Source organism: Streptomyces sp. NPDC058683 (genome assembly GCF_042716195.1).
GTDB lineage: Bacteria > Actinomycetota > Actinomycetes > Streptomycetales > Streptomycetaceae > Streptomyces.
Genome location: NZ_JBHXSK010000007.1, coordinates 200,106 through 214,784 on the forward strand (window position 1 = coordinate 200,106; position 14,679 = coordinate 214,784).

General features: G+C 70.1%; 13 protein-coding genes. 8 read left to right on the forward strand and 5 right to left on the reverse strand.

Annotation, left to right across the window (positions count from 1 at the left end):
- Positions 1 to 51 precede the first annotated feature (51 nt).
- On the forward strand, positions 52 to 645 hold the full coding sequence (locus ACFWXC_RS10085; RefSeq protein WP_384475983.1) for a VanZ family protein: 594 nt from the start codon (positions 52 to 54) through the stop codon (positions 643 to 645).
- Between the two features lie 159 nt (positions 646 to 804).
- On the opposite strand, the gene ACFWXC_RS10090 is transcribed toward ACFWXC_RS10085, so the two are convergent.
- A complete protein-coding gene (locus ACFWXC_RS10090) occupies positions 805 to 1,341 on the reverse strand; it encodes a heme-binding protein (RefSeq protein WP_384475986.1) in 537 nt (178 codons plus the stop codon).
- A gap of 158 nt (positions 1,342 to 1,499) precedes the next feature.
- Here ACFWXC_RS10090 and ACFWXC_RS10095 point away from each other — a divergent pair, with 158 nt between their 5' ends.
- The 5 genes from ACFWXC_RS10095 (at position 1,500) to ACFWXC_RS10115 (ending at position 5,528) form a co-directional block, all read left to right on the forward strand.
- Positions 1,500 to 1,955 (forward strand): MarR family winged helix-turn-helix transcriptional regulator, encoded by a 456-nt coding sequence (locus ACFWXC_RS10095; RefSeq protein ID WP_384475989.1) that lies wholly within the window; start codon positions 1,500 to 1,502, stop codon positions 1,953 to 1,955.
- Positions 1,956 to 2,368: 413 nt separating this feature from the next.
- A complete protein-coding gene (locus ACFWXC_RS10100; RefSeq protein WP_384475992.1) occupies positions 2,369 to 4,201 on the forward strand; it encodes a bifunctional metallophosphatase/5'-nucleotidase in 1,833 nt (610 codons plus the stop codon).
- 230 nt (positions 4,202 to 4,431) lie between these two features.
- Complete coding sequence (locus ACFWXC_RS10105) at positions 4,432 to 4,779, forward strand: hypothetical protein (RefSeq protein WP_384475994.1); 348 nt, start codon at positions 4,432 to 4,434, stop codon at positions 4,777 to 4,779.
- Between the two features lie 75 nt (positions 4,780 to 4,854).
- Complete coding sequence (locus ACFWXC_RS10110; RefSeq protein ID WP_351317429.1) at positions 4,855 to 5,118, forward strand: hypothetical protein; 264 nt, start codon at positions 4,855 to 4,857, stop codon at positions 5,116 to 5,118.
- 5 nt (positions 5,119 to 5,123) lie between these two features.
- The gene (locus ACFWXC_RS10115) at positions 5,124 to 5,528 is read left to right on the forward strand and encodes a hypothetical protein (protein WP_351708373.1); all 405 of its coding nucleotides are present in this window, start codon (positions 5,124 to 5,126) and stop codon (positions 5,526 to 5,528) included.
- A gap of 42 nt (positions 5,529 to 5,570) precedes the next feature.
- On the opposite strand, the gene ACFWXC_RS10120 is transcribed toward ACFWXC_RS10115, so the two are convergent.
- The 4 genes from ACFWXC_RS10120 to ACFWXC_RS10135 all read right to left on the reverse strand — a co-directional run bounded on the left by ACFWXC_RS10120 (position 5,571) and on the right by ACFWXC_RS10135 (position 10,981).
- Complete coding sequence (locus ACFWXC_RS10120) at positions 5,571 to 6,221, reverse strand: hypothetical protein (protein ID WP_384475997.1); 651 nt, start codon at positions 6,219 to 6,221, stop codon at positions 5,571 to 5,573.
- Between the two features lie 78 nt (positions 6,222 to 6,299).
- Positions 6,300 to 8,723, reverse strand: coding sequence for a dolichyl-phosphate beta-glucosyltransferase (locus tag ACFWXC_RS10125; RefSeq protein WP_384476000.1), 2,424 nt, complete (start codon positions 8,721 to 8,723; stop codon positions 6,300 to 6,302).
- A complete protein-coding gene (locus ACFWXC_RS10130; protein WP_384476003.1) occupies positions 8,720 to 9,418 on the reverse strand; it encodes a GntR family transcriptional regulator in 699 nt (232 codons plus the stop codon). Before ACFWXC_RS10130 ends, ACFWXC_RS10125 begins: the two co-directional genes overlap by 4 nt.
- Positions 9,419 to 9,625: 207 nt before the next feature.
- Complete coding sequence (locus tag ACFWXC_RS10135) at positions 9,626 to 10,981, reverse strand: aspartate aminotransferase family protein (RefSeq protein WP_384476005.1); 1,356 nt, start codon at positions 10,979 to 10,981, stop codon at positions 9,626 to 9,628.
- A 210-nt stretch (positions 10,982 to 11,191) separates the two neighbouring features.
- Between ACFWXC_RS10135 and ACFWXC_RS10140 the strand changes: the two genes are divergently transcribed.
- Positions 11,192 to 13,006, forward strand: a complete 1,815-nt coding sequence (locus ACFWXC_RS10140; protein ID WP_384476007.1) for a serine/threonine-protein kinase — start codon at positions 11,192 to 11,194, stop codon at positions 13,004 to 13,006.
- Positions 13,007 to 13,140: 134 nt separating this feature from the next.
- On the forward strand, positions 13,141 to 14,670 hold the full coding sequence (locus tag ACFWXC_RS10145) for a substrate-binding domain-containing protein (protein ID WP_384476010.1): 1,530 nt from the start codon (positions 13,141 to 13,143) through the stop codon (positions 14,668 to 14,670).
- Positions 14,671 to 14,679 lie beyond the last annotated feature (9 nt).

The window sequence follows — 14,679 nt, forward strand, 5'->3', positions numbered from 1 at the left end:
GTTAGCCTGGCACCGCCCGCCGTACATCACCTTTTCGATTCCGGGGTCTTCATGTCCTTGTGGCAGACTGTCTATTTGGTCACCCCCGCAACGACGGCGTTGGCACTGCTCGTCGCCCCCTTTGTGGTGGCGGCTTTTGTCGTCGTGGCGCAACGGCATCAGGGAAGCGTAAGTGCGGCCGGTCGCGCGGCTCTCGCGGCCTACTTCCTGCTTGTCCTCGTCGCCACTTTTTCGGTGAGCTACGACGCGGGCGGAAGCGGACAACTGGAATGGGGTTCGCTTGCGTACTTCTTCGCCGGGGCCAAGAATCTGGGCAACATGGAAAAAGACATGATCGTCAGGGAAGCCCTGGCGAACTTCCTGATGTTCGCCCCGTTCCCCTCACTGATCAAGTTCTCTTGGCCCGCGGTCAAGCTGTGGGTCACCCTGTGCGCTTGCGCGGCATTCAGCTTCGCGATCGAGTTTTCTCAGCTGGTCGCTGGGGGAGGGCGGGTCGCCGATCTCGACGACTTTACGCTGAACTTCCTCGGCGGCGGGGCCGGGGTGCTTGTTTTCATGGCCGCGGGAAAATTGGCCGCACTGTTCGAGAACGGCCGTCGGGCACGGCATCGCCGTGAGCACGGAGAAGAAGCCGCGGCCGGATAGGGCACTGATCGGGCATCCGCGCACGAGGTCGTCAGAAGGCGTCTGAAAGCCTGCCGGCGGCGCCTGCGGGCATGCGGAGGCGGTGTCGCCGGGTGCGACGCCACGCGCGGACGCCGCCCGGCCGGTTTCGGGTCGGGCGGCGTCCGCGCTGTCGGTGTGTCAGGAGATGGCCTTGATGCCGTCCGTGGCGCAAGAGGCGTCGATGTCGCCGCTGGGGGCTCCGGAGACGCCTATGCCGGCGACGACGCTGCCGTCGAGGGAGATCGGCAGACCCCCGGGGAGGATGTTGAAGCCCGGGATGGAGACCGCTCCGGGGTTGGTCTTCGCGGCCTCCTGGAGCGTGGAGGTGGGTATCTGGAAACCGGCGGAGGCGACGGCCTTGCCGAGGCTCACCTGCACGGTGGCGCCGGTGGCGGTGTCGGCCCGCTGCTGGGTGATGGTGATGCCGTCACGGTCGACAACGGTGACCGAGACGGGATAGCCCTTCGCCCGGCATGAGTTCAGCGCGGCGTCGGACGCCTTCTCGGCGGCGGCGAGGGTGAGGAAGTGTGTCGTGCCCAGCGCCGTGGAGGAGCTCCGGGAAGAGGACGCGGGTGCCGCGTTCGGCGCGGAGGCGCTGGCCAGCGTGGGCACGAGGGCGATCGCGGCGCCTGCGGTGGCGACGACGGCGAGGGCGGTGAGGTACGTGCGGTTCATCGTCTCTACTCCTTGGTTGTTTCGATCCGCTGGGGCATGGCGGGCTGCGATGCCTCTGCGGTTGTGCGGAGCTATCCGACAAACACTTGCTTGAGGCCTCAACTGAACTGTAGACACAGCTTAGTTGAGGGGTCAAGTACCGAGGGTATGATGGCCGCATGCCCGAACCGCAATGGCTCACCGACCAGGAACAGAGCACCTGGCGCGCACTCACCGCGCTGATTCGGACGGTCGATGAACAGCTGGAGCGCCAGTTGCAGCGCGACGCGCAGATCACGCTCGCCGGCTACGTGGTCCTCGTGACCCTGTCGGAGGGTGAGGAGGAAGCGCCGCGCATGAGCGACCTCGCCCTGAGTCTGGGCTGGTCGCAGAGTCGGCTGTCCCACGCGATGACGTGGCTGGAGAAGTCCGGCTGGGTGCAGCGCACCAAGTGCCCGACCGACAGACGCAGCAGCCTGGCCCGGCTCACCGACAAGGGGCGGCAGAAGCTCGAGGACGCCGCACCCGGCCACGTCGCCGCGGTGCGGCATCTGGTGTTCGACGCGCTCACCGCCGAGCAGCAGCAGGCCCTCGCGCAGATCAGCGAAGCCATCACCACCCGCGCCACACACTGACCGCCCCCAGGGGTGGCCGTGGTGCATGCGGTCTTCTCGTCCCGCTCCGCGACCGGGCGTCCGGCGCGGGACCGCCGGGGGTGGCCGTGCCGATTCGGCGCGATCGCCCCGGCGGTTCACCGCATCCGGTTCGCGGACGGCGGGATGGCCGTGCGCTCCGGTGCCTCGACCTGACGCTTATCACGCCCCGCCCCGCCCCGAGTCGTGGTCCGTGTCCGAGGCGATGGTCGGGGCGTGATCGCCGCGCGGACGCAGGGGTGGGCGCGGCGCTCAACCATCCGCACATTCCTCTTTGTTGACCCGGCCATGACCTGTTCCTGGTTTCGCGCGGGCACGGCGTACGGCAAGCATCTACGCGGGTAGCCCACCGCCCCGTACGCCCGCCCGTCCTCACCGCCCTCCCAGGAGCCTCAATGCCCGTCAATCCCATGAACCGCCGTGAGTTCGTGCAGAAGTCGGCCGTCACCGGAGCGGCCGTGGCCGTCGCGGGAACCGTCGGTGCCGGCAGCGCCCAGGCCGCCGAGTCCGGGCACGGCCACGGCAAGCCGCCGAAGGCCCCCAAGACCTGGAGCTTCTCCATCCTGGGCACCACCGACCTGCACAGCCACGTCTTCAACTGGGACTACTACACCAACGCGGCGCCGGTCGACGCCAAGGGCAACACCTACGGCATCGCGCGCATCGCCACCCTGGTGAAGAACCTGCGCAAGGAGAAGGGCGAGGGCCGGGTCCTCCTCGTCGACGCCGGCGACATCATCCAGGGCACCTCCCTCGCCTCCTACTACGCGAGCGTCGACCCCATCACCGGCAAGAACGGCAAGCGCGGCCCCAAGCACCCCATGGCGATCGCCATGAACGAGATGCGCTACGACGCGGCCGCCCTCGGCAACCACGAGTTCAACTACGGCATCGAGGTCGTCCGCACCTTCGAGAAGCAGTGCGACTTCCCGCTGCTCGGCGCCAACGCCCTGGACGCCAAGACGCTGCAGCCCGCCTTCCGGCCCTACACCGTCAAGCACATCAAGGTCCCGCACGGCCCGGACATCAAGGTCGGCATCCTCGGCCTCACCAACCCGGGCATCGCCCTGTGGGACAAGGACAACGTCTCCGGGAAGATGGCCTTCACCGGCCTGGTCGAGCAGGCGAAGAAGTACGTCCCGCGGCTGCGCGCCCTCGGCTGTGACGTCGTCTTCCTCACCGACCACTCGGGCCTGGACGGCTCGACGTCGTGGGGCGACGAACTCCCCTACGTGGAGAACGCGTCGAACCTGGTCGCCGAGCAGGTCCCCGGCATCGACGCGATCCTCGTCGGCCACACCCACGTCGACGTCCCGACGTACACGGTGAAGAACGCGGAGACCGGCGAGGACGTCCTCCTCTCCGAGCCGTACTGCTACGGCTACCGTCTCTCCGTCTTCGACTTCGAACTGGAGCTGGTGAACCACTCCTGGAAGGTCACCAAGAAGACCGCCACCACCCTGAACAGCAACACGGTCGCGGAGGACCCGCGGATCACCGAACTCCTCACCGCCGACCACGAGTTGGTGGTCAAGTACGTCAACACCGCGATCGGCACCAGCACCGTGGCGATGTCGACGGCGGAGGCCTGCTGGAAGGACGTCCCCGCCATCGACTTCATCCAGCAGGTCCAGATGGACGCGGTGAAGGCGGGCCTGTCGGCGGCGGACGCCGCCCTCCCGCTGATCTCGGTGGCCGCGTGCTTCAGCCGCACGGCCACCATCCCGGCCGGTGACGTCACCATCCGCGACGTCGCGGGCCTGTACGTCTACGAGAACACCCTGTACGGCAAGAAGCTCACCGGCGCCCAGCTCAAGGACTACCTGGAGTTCGCGGCGAAGTACTACCACCAGGTCCCGTCCGGCACGGCGGTCGACACCGCGACCCTCACCAACGCCAACAGCTTCTGGGACTACATGTACGACATGGCGGCCGGCGTCGACTACGAGATCGACATCGCGGCGGCCGAGGGCTCGCGCATCAAGAACCTCACCTACAACGGCACCGCGGTCGCCGACGACCAGGTCTTCGTCGTCGCCGTCAACAACTACCGCGCCAACGGCGGCTCCGGCTACCCGCACATCGCCGCCGCGGAGATCGCCTACAGCTCCACCAACCAGGTCCGCGACCTGATGGTCGCCTACGCCACGGCGAAGGGCACCATCGACCCGTCGACGTTCGCGGCGGCCAACTGGAAGCTGACGCAGGGCGGGACGCCGGTCTTCTAGAACACCCTGTAGTCGCAGGGCAAGCAGGGAAAACGGAAGGGGCCTCTTCGTGAGGCCCCTTCTGCTTTCCGCGTTTCACTCGCCGGAGTGAAATGTGTGAACTAAAGCCCAGGAAAAGGGCGTTCCGGCTTGCGCTCGCCACTTTGCGTGGCCTTAGAGTCACGATCAACAAGATTGCCCCCGCGGTGCGCCAACACCCGGGGGCTCGACACCGGGAGTGAGCCCTCCGGATGCGCGTTCATCGTACGGCGCCCCTGCGCGCCTTCGCAGCCCTCGCCAATTCCCGTTTCGGGGACCGCCGTCTGTCCTGGGCGGCGGCGGGCGTACTGGCGTACCTCTTGAGTCTTCCGAGCGGTTCGTGGATCACGGAACGCATGCTCGCGGCGCGGCGCCGGGAGGGGTGCATGACGGTCGTCGCCTCCCTGCGTGAGCTGGAGGAACGGGGTTATCTACGGCGGGTGGTACGGCGGGATCCGGTGACACGGCAGTACTCGACGACCTGCGAGGTGTTCGAGAGGCCGTACGAATCCGCGACACCGGCGGGTGAAATGCAGAAAGTTCACCCGGTGGCGGCGTAGCAACCAGAGAAAGGAACATCCATGACCGTGTTGCTCGAAAGGCCCGAGACGGTATACCGGAGGTATACTTGCATCATGGCTGACACCACCGTCAAGGTCGACCCCGCTGTCCGTGACCGCCTCATGGTGCTCGCCCGGGAGCGGGGGATGACCATGCGCGATCTGATCGCCGAGCTCGCGGGGGCCACGCCCACGCAGGAGGAACTGCGCAAGCGGTACGAGGAGACGAGGGCGTACTGCGAGACGCACTTCGGCGTGACGTTCACCGACGAGGAGCATGACCGGGTGGAGAAGGTCTGGCAGGACCTTGAGGCCGGCCGGCCCGTGGACAGCCTGTGAGTGCCATGAGGGCCGGTTCCACCGGTGTCGTCTTCGACGAGTCCGCCCTGCTGGCGCTCGGCTCGGGGAACTCGCTGGCTTCCCACTTCGTGGCGAACACGGAGCACGGACCCACCCGGCACGTCTACGTCCCCGCACTCTGCCTGGCCGCCGCCGACGGCATGCGCAAGGGCGTCGCGGAGCACATCGGCGCGCTTCCGGCCGTCGAGATCGTGGAGTTGGATTTCGCCGGTGCCTCCACGGTCGGCGCGCTGCTGCGTGACGGCGTGGAGTGGCGGCTCGGGCACGCGGTCCATCTGTCCCGGCCGACGGTCGACTGGCCCGACGGGCGTCATGTGGTGACCGTCGACCCCGACCTCTACGCCGACATGCCCCTCGTCCGCACGATCAGGCTGCCGCACCAGCGGTAACCGCACTCCGGCCGGGGCGTCTCTCCATCGGCGCCCCGCCCGTCAGCTGAAGACGATCATCGACCCCTGCGCCAGGCTCCGCGTCGCCGCCGCGTGCAGGCCCAGCCAGACGTGGCGTTCGCGGGCGAAGGGGCTCGGGTCGTAGGGGGCCGGGACCGCCGGTTCCTCCAGGTCGGTCGGGGCGGAGGGGGCCTGCGGGGCCGCCGGGGGGTTCGCCGGGTCGATGCCGATCGACGGGGCTACGTACTCCAGCTCGCGCAGCAGCGACTGGGAGGAGCCCAGGGGGCCGCCGCTCGCGAGGAGTTCGTCGCTGGAGAGCGGGTTCGGGAAGTCGACCGGGACGTAGGCGCCCGCGTGGTCGTAGTGCCAGACGAGGTGGGACTGCTGGGCCGTCGCTTCGAACATCTCCAGGAGCTGCTCGTAGTCGCCGCCCAGGTCGTCGACCGGGGTCACCGGCAGACCGCAGACCTGGAGCAGGTACACGCGGCGCAGGAAGTGGAGGGCGTCGTAGTCGAAGCCGGCCACCGGGGCGACCTCGCCGGACAGGCCCGGCATGTACTGGTACACCGGCACCGGCGGCAGCCCGGCCTCGGCGAGCACCTTGTTGTATTGCGCGAGTTCCTCGGCGAACGGGTTGTCGGGCGTGTGGCACAACACGTCGACGAGCGGTACCAGCCAGAGGTCACAGGCCAAAGAGGGCTCCTCGTATCAGCGCGTTCACAGCAAGTGTTCAGCTAGGTGGTCAGGGAAGAGTAATCGGTGCGGCGCCGGTCAGCTCCCCCCGTGCAGGTCCCATACCCAGACCCCACCCGTCCACTTACCGGGTTTTCCGGTCAGAGCCTGGACCGCCTGCCGCAGCTTGTCGTCGTTGGGCTGCGGGGCGACCACCAGGACGCCCGCCTTCCAGTACGCGAAGTCCTTCGCCGCCTGCGCCCGCCAGTTCTTGCCGATCACCGGCACCTTCCCGCTGTAGCGGACGTCCCGCAGCATGCTGGAGGTGAAGCGCGGGACGGCACCGTAGATACCGATGCGGTCGTCGCCGTAGGGGCCGTTGAAGTATCCGCCGGGAAGCTTGAAGCCGAGGTCCGCCGCCGTCTGCCAGTGCAGCGCCTCCGCGTACCCGGGATCGGGGAGCGGGACCGGGACGAGGGACTCGCCCTTTCCTACGTACGACTTCCACATCCCGCTCGCGATGAACTCCGGCACCGCCGTCCGCTGGTCGGACTTGAGAGGGGCGGGGACGATCGGGAGCAGCGCGAGCGCGATGGCGAGCAGGCCGAGGTACTGGGTGCCGGCACGACGGGTGGCCAGCACCTTCCCGATCGCGAGCGCGAGCAGCACGCCCAGCACCGGGGCGCAGATCATCGCCACCCGGCCCTCGATCACCGACTCGAAGAGCGGCAGCTTCCCCACCAGCGCCCAGGGGCCGGGATACACCGTGTCGGTCAGCGGGATGCGGATCTTCGGGCCCAGCGACAGGACGGCCGCGGCCACGGAGGTGAACGCCAGCGCCTTGACCAGCGGCCGCTCCCACAGCCGTACGACGATCCCGAAGGCGAGCAGGACCAGCGGCCAGCCGTAGAACGCGTTCTGCTCGGTGGGGTTGAGGGCGAGCTCGTTGGCGCGGCCCGCGTCCCCGAAGAGCAGCGAGCGCTCGGAGAAGGCGAGGAGCGAGAGCGGGCTGTTTCCGGCGTTGTCGCCGTGCAGGACGCTGTGGTAGCTCTGCGGCCCGGTGAACTGCCAGTAGAGCGGGAAGGCGACCACCGGGAGGCAGACCGCGCCCGCGATCAGCAGGCCCTTGCCCAGCGGGCGCCAGGACTCCTTCGCCACCTGCGGTCGTACGGCCGCGTAGGCGGCGGCGAACAGGGCCATGCCCAGCGCCGCCAGCAGGAACGGCTCCTCGCCCAGGAAGATCTGGTAGGCGGCCATCAGGCCGAGCACGATCCCGTCCCGCCGGACCCGGGCGCCCGTGGCCAGACGCAGGGCGCGGTCGATGATCAGCGGGATCATGAACAGGATCACGAAGTTGGGGTGCGCGTTGGCGTGGCTGACCATCGGCGGCGCGAAGGCCGCGAGGGCCGCGCCGAGGAAGGCGGCACCCCGGTGCCGTACCACCCGCTTCACGAGCAGCCAGTACCAGGCGACGGCGGTCGCGGTCAGGCCCAGCGCCATGCAGACGGAGAGCGAGACGGCCGGTCCGGCCAGCAGCGTGAGCGGGGCGAAGGGGACGGAGACGCCCAGCATGACCGTGTTGGCCATCAGGTTGACGCCGTCGGGGAAGTTCTGGAAGTCGGAGAAGAGCGGGTTGCGGAAGTGCGCGAGGTTGTCCGCGGTCACCGCGAAGAACCACTCCCACTGGTTCTGGTCCTGGAGGGAGTCGGTGAGATAGCGGTGGTCCGGGTCGAAGAAGCGGCCCGAGTAGAGGGCGATCGACAGGGCCAGGAAGAGGACCGTGACCAGGAGGTCGGCCGGGCGCAGGCGGCGCAGCCGGAGGCGGGCCAGGTCCGCGAGGACCTTCGGGTAGGCGAGCGGGCCGACCTTGGAGCCGGGCTGGTGGCTCCAGCGGACCGGCACCTCGGCGATGGACCCGCCGTCCCGGTGCAGATGCTGGAGGACCTCGACGTCGATGCCCCAGCCGTCGAGGCGGGAGTCGGCGAAGGCCTCGCGGGCCCGGTCGCCGTCGAACAGCTTGAAACCGCACTGGGTGTCCTTGATGCCGGGCACCGCGGTGGCCCGTATCAGCAGGTTCCCGGCGCGGCCGAGCAGCTCGCGCAGCCGGTGCTGGTGGTCGGATATCTCCGCGCCCGCCACCGCGCGCGAGCCGATCGCCGCCGCGTTGCCCTCGCTGAGCGCCTTGTCGAGCCGCTCCAGCTCCTCGATCGGGGCCGCGAGATCGGCGTCGGTCACCAGTACCCGGCGGCCGCCGCTGGCGGCGACCCCGAGGCGCAGGGCGTTGCCCTTGCCGCGGTTGCGGTCGGCGGTGACCAGACGGACGTGCGGATGCCCTAAGGCGGCGACCTCGCGGGTCCCGTCGGTGGAACCGTCGTCGGAGACGATCACTTCCCAGGAGCCGAAGCGGTTCTCGTTGTCGGCGAGGTAGCGGGTGACGGCGTCGAGCGTCGGGCCGAGCCGGCCCTCCTCGTTGTACGCGGGGATGACCACGGACAGGTCGACGGTCTCCGGGGGCGCGGTCATCCGTTCTCCGACAGACGCTCGATGAGGGCGAGGGAGTGTGTGTTGTACGCGGCGACGATCCCCCGGGCGGCCTCGGTGTCCCGCCGGGACAGCGCGTCGACCAACTCGGTGTGCCGGGACCACAGATACCCGCGTAGATCGGGCAGCCGGCGCAGCTGCTGCACCGCGCACACCCAGGACTGCACGCGCAGCCGGTGCAGGAAGTCCCCGAGGTAGGGGTTGCCGAACAGTGCGGACAGCTCCCGCCAGAAGCGCAGGTCGTAGCCGACCAGCACGGTGAGGTCGCCGGCGGTGGCGGCGCGCTGGGCCTCCTCGCCGCGCCGGCGGACCGCGGCCAGGGCGGCCGCGACCCGCGGCTCCTGGGGGTCCTTGAACGCGGGGTGGTGGCCCTCGGCGAGGGCGTGGAACATACCGTCGATGACCAGGCTGCGGGCCTCGATCATGTTCCGGTAGTCGGTGAGCGAGTACTCCGGGACCCGGAAGCCGCGGTGCTGGTCGGCGTCGAGGACGCCCTGCGCGGACAGGTCGACCAGCGCCTCGCGGACCGGCGTGGCGGAGACCCCGTACTGCTCGGCGATCTCCTTGACCGTGAACTCCCGGCCCGGCTGGAGGCGCCCGGCGAGCACCTCGTCACGGAGCGCGTCCGCGATCTGCTGGCGCAGGGTACTGCGGGTCACAGCGCCGTTGCCGGGCATCGTCGGGTGCCTCTCCTCACGCGTTCGGGTGACGTGCTCGCTTACGTGTACATCTACGAGCACGCCACCTTACGCGTTCGGGTTGCGTGTGTATTCCCTCCGTGGGCGTGGAGCGCCCCGAAGGGGCGCGGGGCGGTATTGGATCTGCGGCTGCCGCCGCGGGGCGCGACCAGCCCCCACCGGACCCGCACCCGACCGCGGCGCCCCCTACACCGTGTACTCGTCGGCCACACCCAGCGCCGCGTCGAGCGCTGCGAAGCCCTCCTTCAGCTCCGCCTCGGTGACGTTGCACGGTGGCACGACATGCGTCCGGTTCATGTTCACGAACGGCCACAGACCCTGCTGCTTGGCGGCAGCCGTGAACGCGGCCATCGGTGCGTTGGCCTCCCCGGCCGCGTTGTACGGCACCAGCGGCTCCCGGGTCTCCCGGTTCTTCACCAGGTCCAGCGCCCAGAACATGCCGGTGCCGCGCACCTCGCCCACGCTCGGGTGCCGCTCGGCCAGCGCGGCCAGGGCGGGCCCGACGACGTCCGCGCCGAGCCGCTTCGCGTTCTCGACGACGCCTTCCTCCGCCATCACGTCGATGGTGGCGACGGCGGCGGCACAGGCCAGCGGATGCCCGGAGTACGTCAGCCCGCCCGGGTAGGGCCGCCGGGCGAAGGTCTCGGCGATCCGCTCGCTGATGGCGACACCGCCGAGCGGCACGTACCCGCTGTTCACGCCCTTGGCGAAGGTCATCAGGTCGGGTACGACGCCGAACAGGTCGGCGGCGAACCACTCACCCGTGCGCCCGAACCCGGCCATGACCTCGTCCAGGACGAAGACGATCCCGTGCTTGTCGCAGATCTCACGGACGCCCGCCAGGTACCCGGCCGGCGGAACCATGATCCCGGCGGTCCCGGGGATGGTCTCCAGGACGATCGCCGCGACCGTGCCCGGCCCCTCGAACGCGATCGTGGTCTCCAGGTGCTCCAGCGCCCGCGCGGTCTCCTGCTCCTCCGTCTCCGCGTAGAAACGGGAGCGGTAGAGGAAGGGCGCCCAGAAGTGCACGACCCCGGCGGCGGCGCCGTCGGAAGCCCAGCGGCGAGGGTCGCCGGTGATGTTGATCGCCTGCTGGGTGCCGCCGTGGTACGAGCGGTAGGCGGACAGCACCTTCGGGCGGCCGGTGTGCAGTCGGGCCATGCGGACGGCGTGCTCGATCGCGTCCGCGCCCCCGTTGGTGAAGAAGATCTTGTCCAGGTCGCCGGGGGTCCGCTCGGCGATCAGCCGGGCCGCCTCCGACCGGGCCTCCACGGCGAAGGCGGGCGCGAAGGTGGTCATCCTCGCGGCCTGCTCCTGGATCGCGGCGACGACCTTCGGATGCTGGTAGCCGATGTTGGTGAAGACGAGCCCGCTGGTGAAATCCAGGTAACGCCTGCCGTCGTAGTCCCAGAAGTACGACCCTTCGGCGCCGGCCACGGCCAGCGGGTCGATGAGGTCCTGCGCGGACCAGGAGTGGAAGACATGCGCACGGTCGGCCGCCTTGACGGCGGCTCCGGCCTGTGGACTGGGCTGAGGGGTCATGGCGCCGAGCCTAGGAGTGTCCGGTGCGGACGCGATATCGGCGACATGTTCCATGGCCAGGGGGATTCCGCGACAGGTTGTCCACAGCCCGTGGATACACCGGAGCGACCGGTACCTGTTACGGAACCGTAGACAAGGCGGGGCCCGGCTGGCGGAGCGGCCGGAATATTCTCGGCTCGATCACAAGTGTGGAGAAGGGGCGGATCTGCCATGGAGAAGCTGGGGCCCGGTGATCCGCAGCACATCGGGAGGTACCGGCTGCTGGCGCGGCTGGGCGCGGGCGGCATGGGGCACGTGTATCTCGCCCGGTCGGAGCGCGGTCGTACCGTCGCCGTGAAGCTGGTGCGGGCGGAACTCGCCGCCCAGGAGGACTTCCGGGCCCGCTTCCGGCAGGAGGTGCGCAACGCCCAGCGGGTCGGCGGGTTCTGGACCGCGCCCGTCCTGGACGCCGACACCGAGGCCGCCGTGCCCTGGGTGGCCACCGGCTATGTCGCCGGGCCGAGCCTCCAGCGCGTCGTCGAGCACGACCACGGGCCACTGCCCGAACGGTCGGTGCGCATCCTGGCCGCCGGGCTGGCGCACGCGCTCACCAACATCCACGCGGCCGGGATCGTCCACCGCGACCTCAAGCCGTCCAACGTGATGCTCACCATAGAGGGCCCCCGGGTCATCGACTTCGGCATCGCGCGGGCCCTGGAGACCCTCCCCGGCGAGGGCATCACCCGGACCGGCTCGCTCGTCGGCTCGCCGGGCTTCATGGCCCCCGAGCAGGTGCGCGGCGACCGGATCACCCCGGCCTCCGACGTCTTCAGCCTCGGCTCGGTGCTCGCCTACGCGGCCACCGGCAGGATTCCCTTCGGCTCGACCGAGGGCGGCGCACACGCGCAGATGTTCCGCATCGCCCAGGAGGAGCCCGACCTGTCCGGGCTCCCCGAGGGCATCGCCGACGTGGTCCGCGACTGCCTCCGCAAGGACCCGGCGACCCGCCCCTCCCTGGACGCGATCCTGTCGAGGACGGGCGCGGTCGACACGGTCGAGGAGGGCCGCTCCAGGGACCCCTGGCTGCCGGCTTCCCTGGTGGCCCAACTGGGCCGCCACGCGGTGGAGTTGCTGGAGGTGGAGGACCCGACGGTGTACGGCGCCGTGGTCGAGGCTCCCCCGAGCGGGTCGACCAGGCAATGGGCGCAGGGGCCGGCCGACCGGGGGGCGCGGGGCGGTGCCGAGTCCGCGGCCGCCGCCGCGGGGGCGCGACCGGCCACCCCCCACCCGCGGCCGGCACTCGACCAGCCGTCCCCCGAACACGCCCCGGCCCATCCCGCCTACGGCTACCCGAACCAGCAGCCCCACCAGCACCCGCAGCCCTACAACCCGTACACCACCCCCCACACCACCGTCGCCACTCCCGAGCCCACCCAGCCGATCTACACACCCCCGCCGCCCCCGCCGTACGACCCCACCCCCGACGGCGAGTCGCGCCGCACCCCCCGCTCCACCGCGCTCCTCGTCACCGTCGCCCTGGTCGTGATGCTGGCCGCCGGCGGCTCCGTGTACGCGCTCGTGAACAATGGCGGCGGCGACGACAAGGCGGGCGGCACCGCCACCCCCACCCCCTCGGCGACCGCCCAGACCTCCGCCGGGGAACCGGCGCCCAGCGAGTCGCCCTCCTCCTCGGCTCCCGCCGCCGGCACCGTGCCCACCGCCTTCCTCGGCACCTGGACCACGGCGATAGACAACTCCACCGGCCACAACACCCGCGAACTGACCATCCGCCAGGGCGCGGTGGGCGACACGGTCCTCACCCTGGTCGCCGACGGCCCCGGCTACCACTGCGAGTTCGACGCGAAGCTCGCCGGGAAGCCCGGCTCGGGCGGCCCGTTGGAGATCGGTCCCTCCACGGTCACGACGGGCAAGCCCCGTTCGTCGTGCAGCGCCGGAGAGGCCACCGAGGTGACCCTGCTGTCGAACGGCAGGCTGAAGCGGGTCCAGAAGGACGGCGAGGAGAGCCTCACGTACAGCAAACAGTGAACTCCCGGGACCCCTGGGGCAGTTGAACGTCCGGAGAACATTCGCCCGGGTGACCGAATTGTCTCTTCGCGGGTCCTCCGCACCCCTTACGGTGACCGCACCATTCGACTCCGGGGAGTGGCGGGGGCACCCACATGGAGTGGCTGAGCGCCGAGAACGTCGTGGCCGTCGGCACCGCGGTGGCGGGCATCGTCGCGTCGGCGGCCATCTTCTGGTTCGAGCGGCGCATCCCGCGCCGCAAACGCATCGGTTACCGCGTGCAGATGGACAACCCGATCGGCGACGACGTCCGTTCGGGACGGCTCGGCAGGCGCCTCGGCCTCTTCGACGAGGCCCCGGACATGGCCGACGCCACCCTCGTCCTGCTGCGCATCGAGAACGACGGCTCCCAGGGCATCGGCCGCGACGACTACACCAGTCCCGAACTGCACGGCCTCACCGCGGTGTTCAGCGACCGGACGATCCGCGGGGTGTCGGTCACCCAGCCGACCGACACCGACCATCTCATGCCGCACTTCACCCCGGAGCGCGGCTTCGGCTACTCGGGCAACACCCTGCGCATCCCGCGCGTCCCGCTCAACCACGGTGAGCACTTCAAGCTGCTCGTGCTGCTGTCCGGCGGTGACGTCGGCCGGGAGATCAGGATCGTCGGCGGTATCCACGACGGCGAGGTGCACCCCAACCGCAGCGCCACCCCCGACGACGCGACCCCGCTGTTCAGCCGCGCCTCCCGGCTGATCAGCATCATGCTGACGCTCAGTGTCGTCACCCTGGCCACGATCGTCGTGGTCCGCGACGACAGTCCGCCGCCGATCGGCTGCGCGAAGGGCTCGCTGCGGGTCATAGGCTCGACGGCGTTCGCGCCGGTGATCACGGACGCGGCCGAGAAGTACGAGAAGGAGTGCGAGGGGGCGTCGATCCACGTCGACGCGCGCGGTTCGACGGCCGGCGTCAGGGACCTGAACACCACGGGGGCCAACTGGAAGAAGAAGGGCTCCCCGTCGGTCCTGGCCCTCTCGGACGGCCCCAAGCCCCCGGACATGCCCGAACTGCAGGAGACCCGGGTCGCCCTGGTGGTCTTCGCCCTGGTCGTGAACGACGACGTGAACCTGACGAACCTCTCCACCGCCGACGTCCGCCGGCTGTACCGGGGCGAGATCACCAACTGGAAGCAGCTGGACGGCCCCGACCAGGCGGTGGTGCTGGTCAGCCGGGACGCCAACTCCGGGACCCGGCAGGTCTTCCAGCGGCGGGTGCTCAAGCGCGGCGAGATCGCCAACTCCTCCGTCGACTGCGCGCGCAAGGACGACCCGACGGCGAAGGTGATCCGCTGCGAGCTCGACTCGACCGCCCAGGTGCTGTCGGAGGTGGCCCGGCTGGACGGGGCGGTCGGCTACGCCGAGCTGAACGTGGCGGCCGGGGCGAAGGGCCTGCACACCCTCTCCCTGGACCACCACGCCCCGTCCGTGGAGGCGATCGGGCGCGGCGACAACCCGTACCCGTACCGCGAGACCGAGTACGCGTACACCTACGGCCAGCCCGCGGCCGACACCCTGGCGTGGAGCTTCCTGACGTACCTCGGCAACGGCAACGGCAAGGGTGTGATCCGCACATACGGGCATGTGCCCTGTGACGACGCGGGGGGGACGCCGCTCTGCCGGTGAGCCGCGGCG

Excerpts from the sequence above, each read along its gene's own strand:
- ACFWXC_RS10110 (WP_351317429.1), top strand. The coding sequence starts at position 4,855 with ATGGCTGACACCACCGTCAAGGTCGACCCCGCTGTCCGTGACCGCCTC.
- ACFWXC_RS10090 (WP_384475986.1), bottom strand. The coding sequence starts at position 1,341 with ATGAACCGCACGTACCTCACCGCCCTCGCCGTCGTCGCCACCGCAGGC.
- ACFWXC_RS10100 (WP_384475992.1), top strand. The coding sequence starts at position 2,369 with ATGCCCGTCAATCCCATGAACCGCCGTGAGTTCGTGCAGAAGTCGGCC.
- ACFWXC_RS10085 (WP_384475983.1), top strand. The coding sequence starts at position 52 with ATGTCCTTGTGGCAGACTGTCTATTTGGTCACCCCCGCAACGACGGCG.
- ACFWXC_RS10115 (WP_351708373.1), top strand. The coding sequence starts at position 5,124 with ATGAGGGCCGGTTCCACCGGTGTCGTCTTCGACGAGTCCGCCCTGCTG.
- ACFWXC_RS10145 (WP_384476010.1), top strand. The coding sequence starts at position 13,141 with ATGGAGTGGCTGAGCGCCGAGAACGTCGTGGCCGTCGGCACCGCGGTG.
- ACFWXC_RS10135 (WP_384476005.1), bottom strand. The coding sequence starts at position 10,981 with ATGACCCCTCAGCCCAGTCCACAGGCCGGAGCCGCCGTCAAGGCGGCC.
- ACFWXC_RS10095 (WP_384475989.1), top strand. The coding sequence starts at position 1,500 with ATGCCCGAACCGCAATGGCTCACCGACCAGGAACAGAGCACCTGGCGC.
- ACFWXC_RS10105 (WP_384475994.1), top strand. The coding sequence starts at position 4,432 with ATGCGCGTTCATCGTACGGCGCCCCTGCGCGCCTTCGCAGCCCTCGCC.
- ACFWXC_RS10125 (WP_384476000.1), bottom strand. The coding sequence starts at position 8,723 with ATGACCGCGCCCCCGGAGACCGTCGACCTGTCCGTGGTCATCCCCGCG.
- ACFWXC_RS10130 (WP_384476003.1), bottom strand. The coding sequence starts at position 9,418 with ATGCCCGGCAACGGCGCTGTGACCCGCAGTACCCTGCGCCAGCAGATC.
- ACFWXC_RS10140 (WP_384476007.1), top strand. The coding sequence starts at position 11,192 with ATGGAGAAGCTGGGGCCCGGTGATCCGCAGCACATCGGGAGGTACCGG.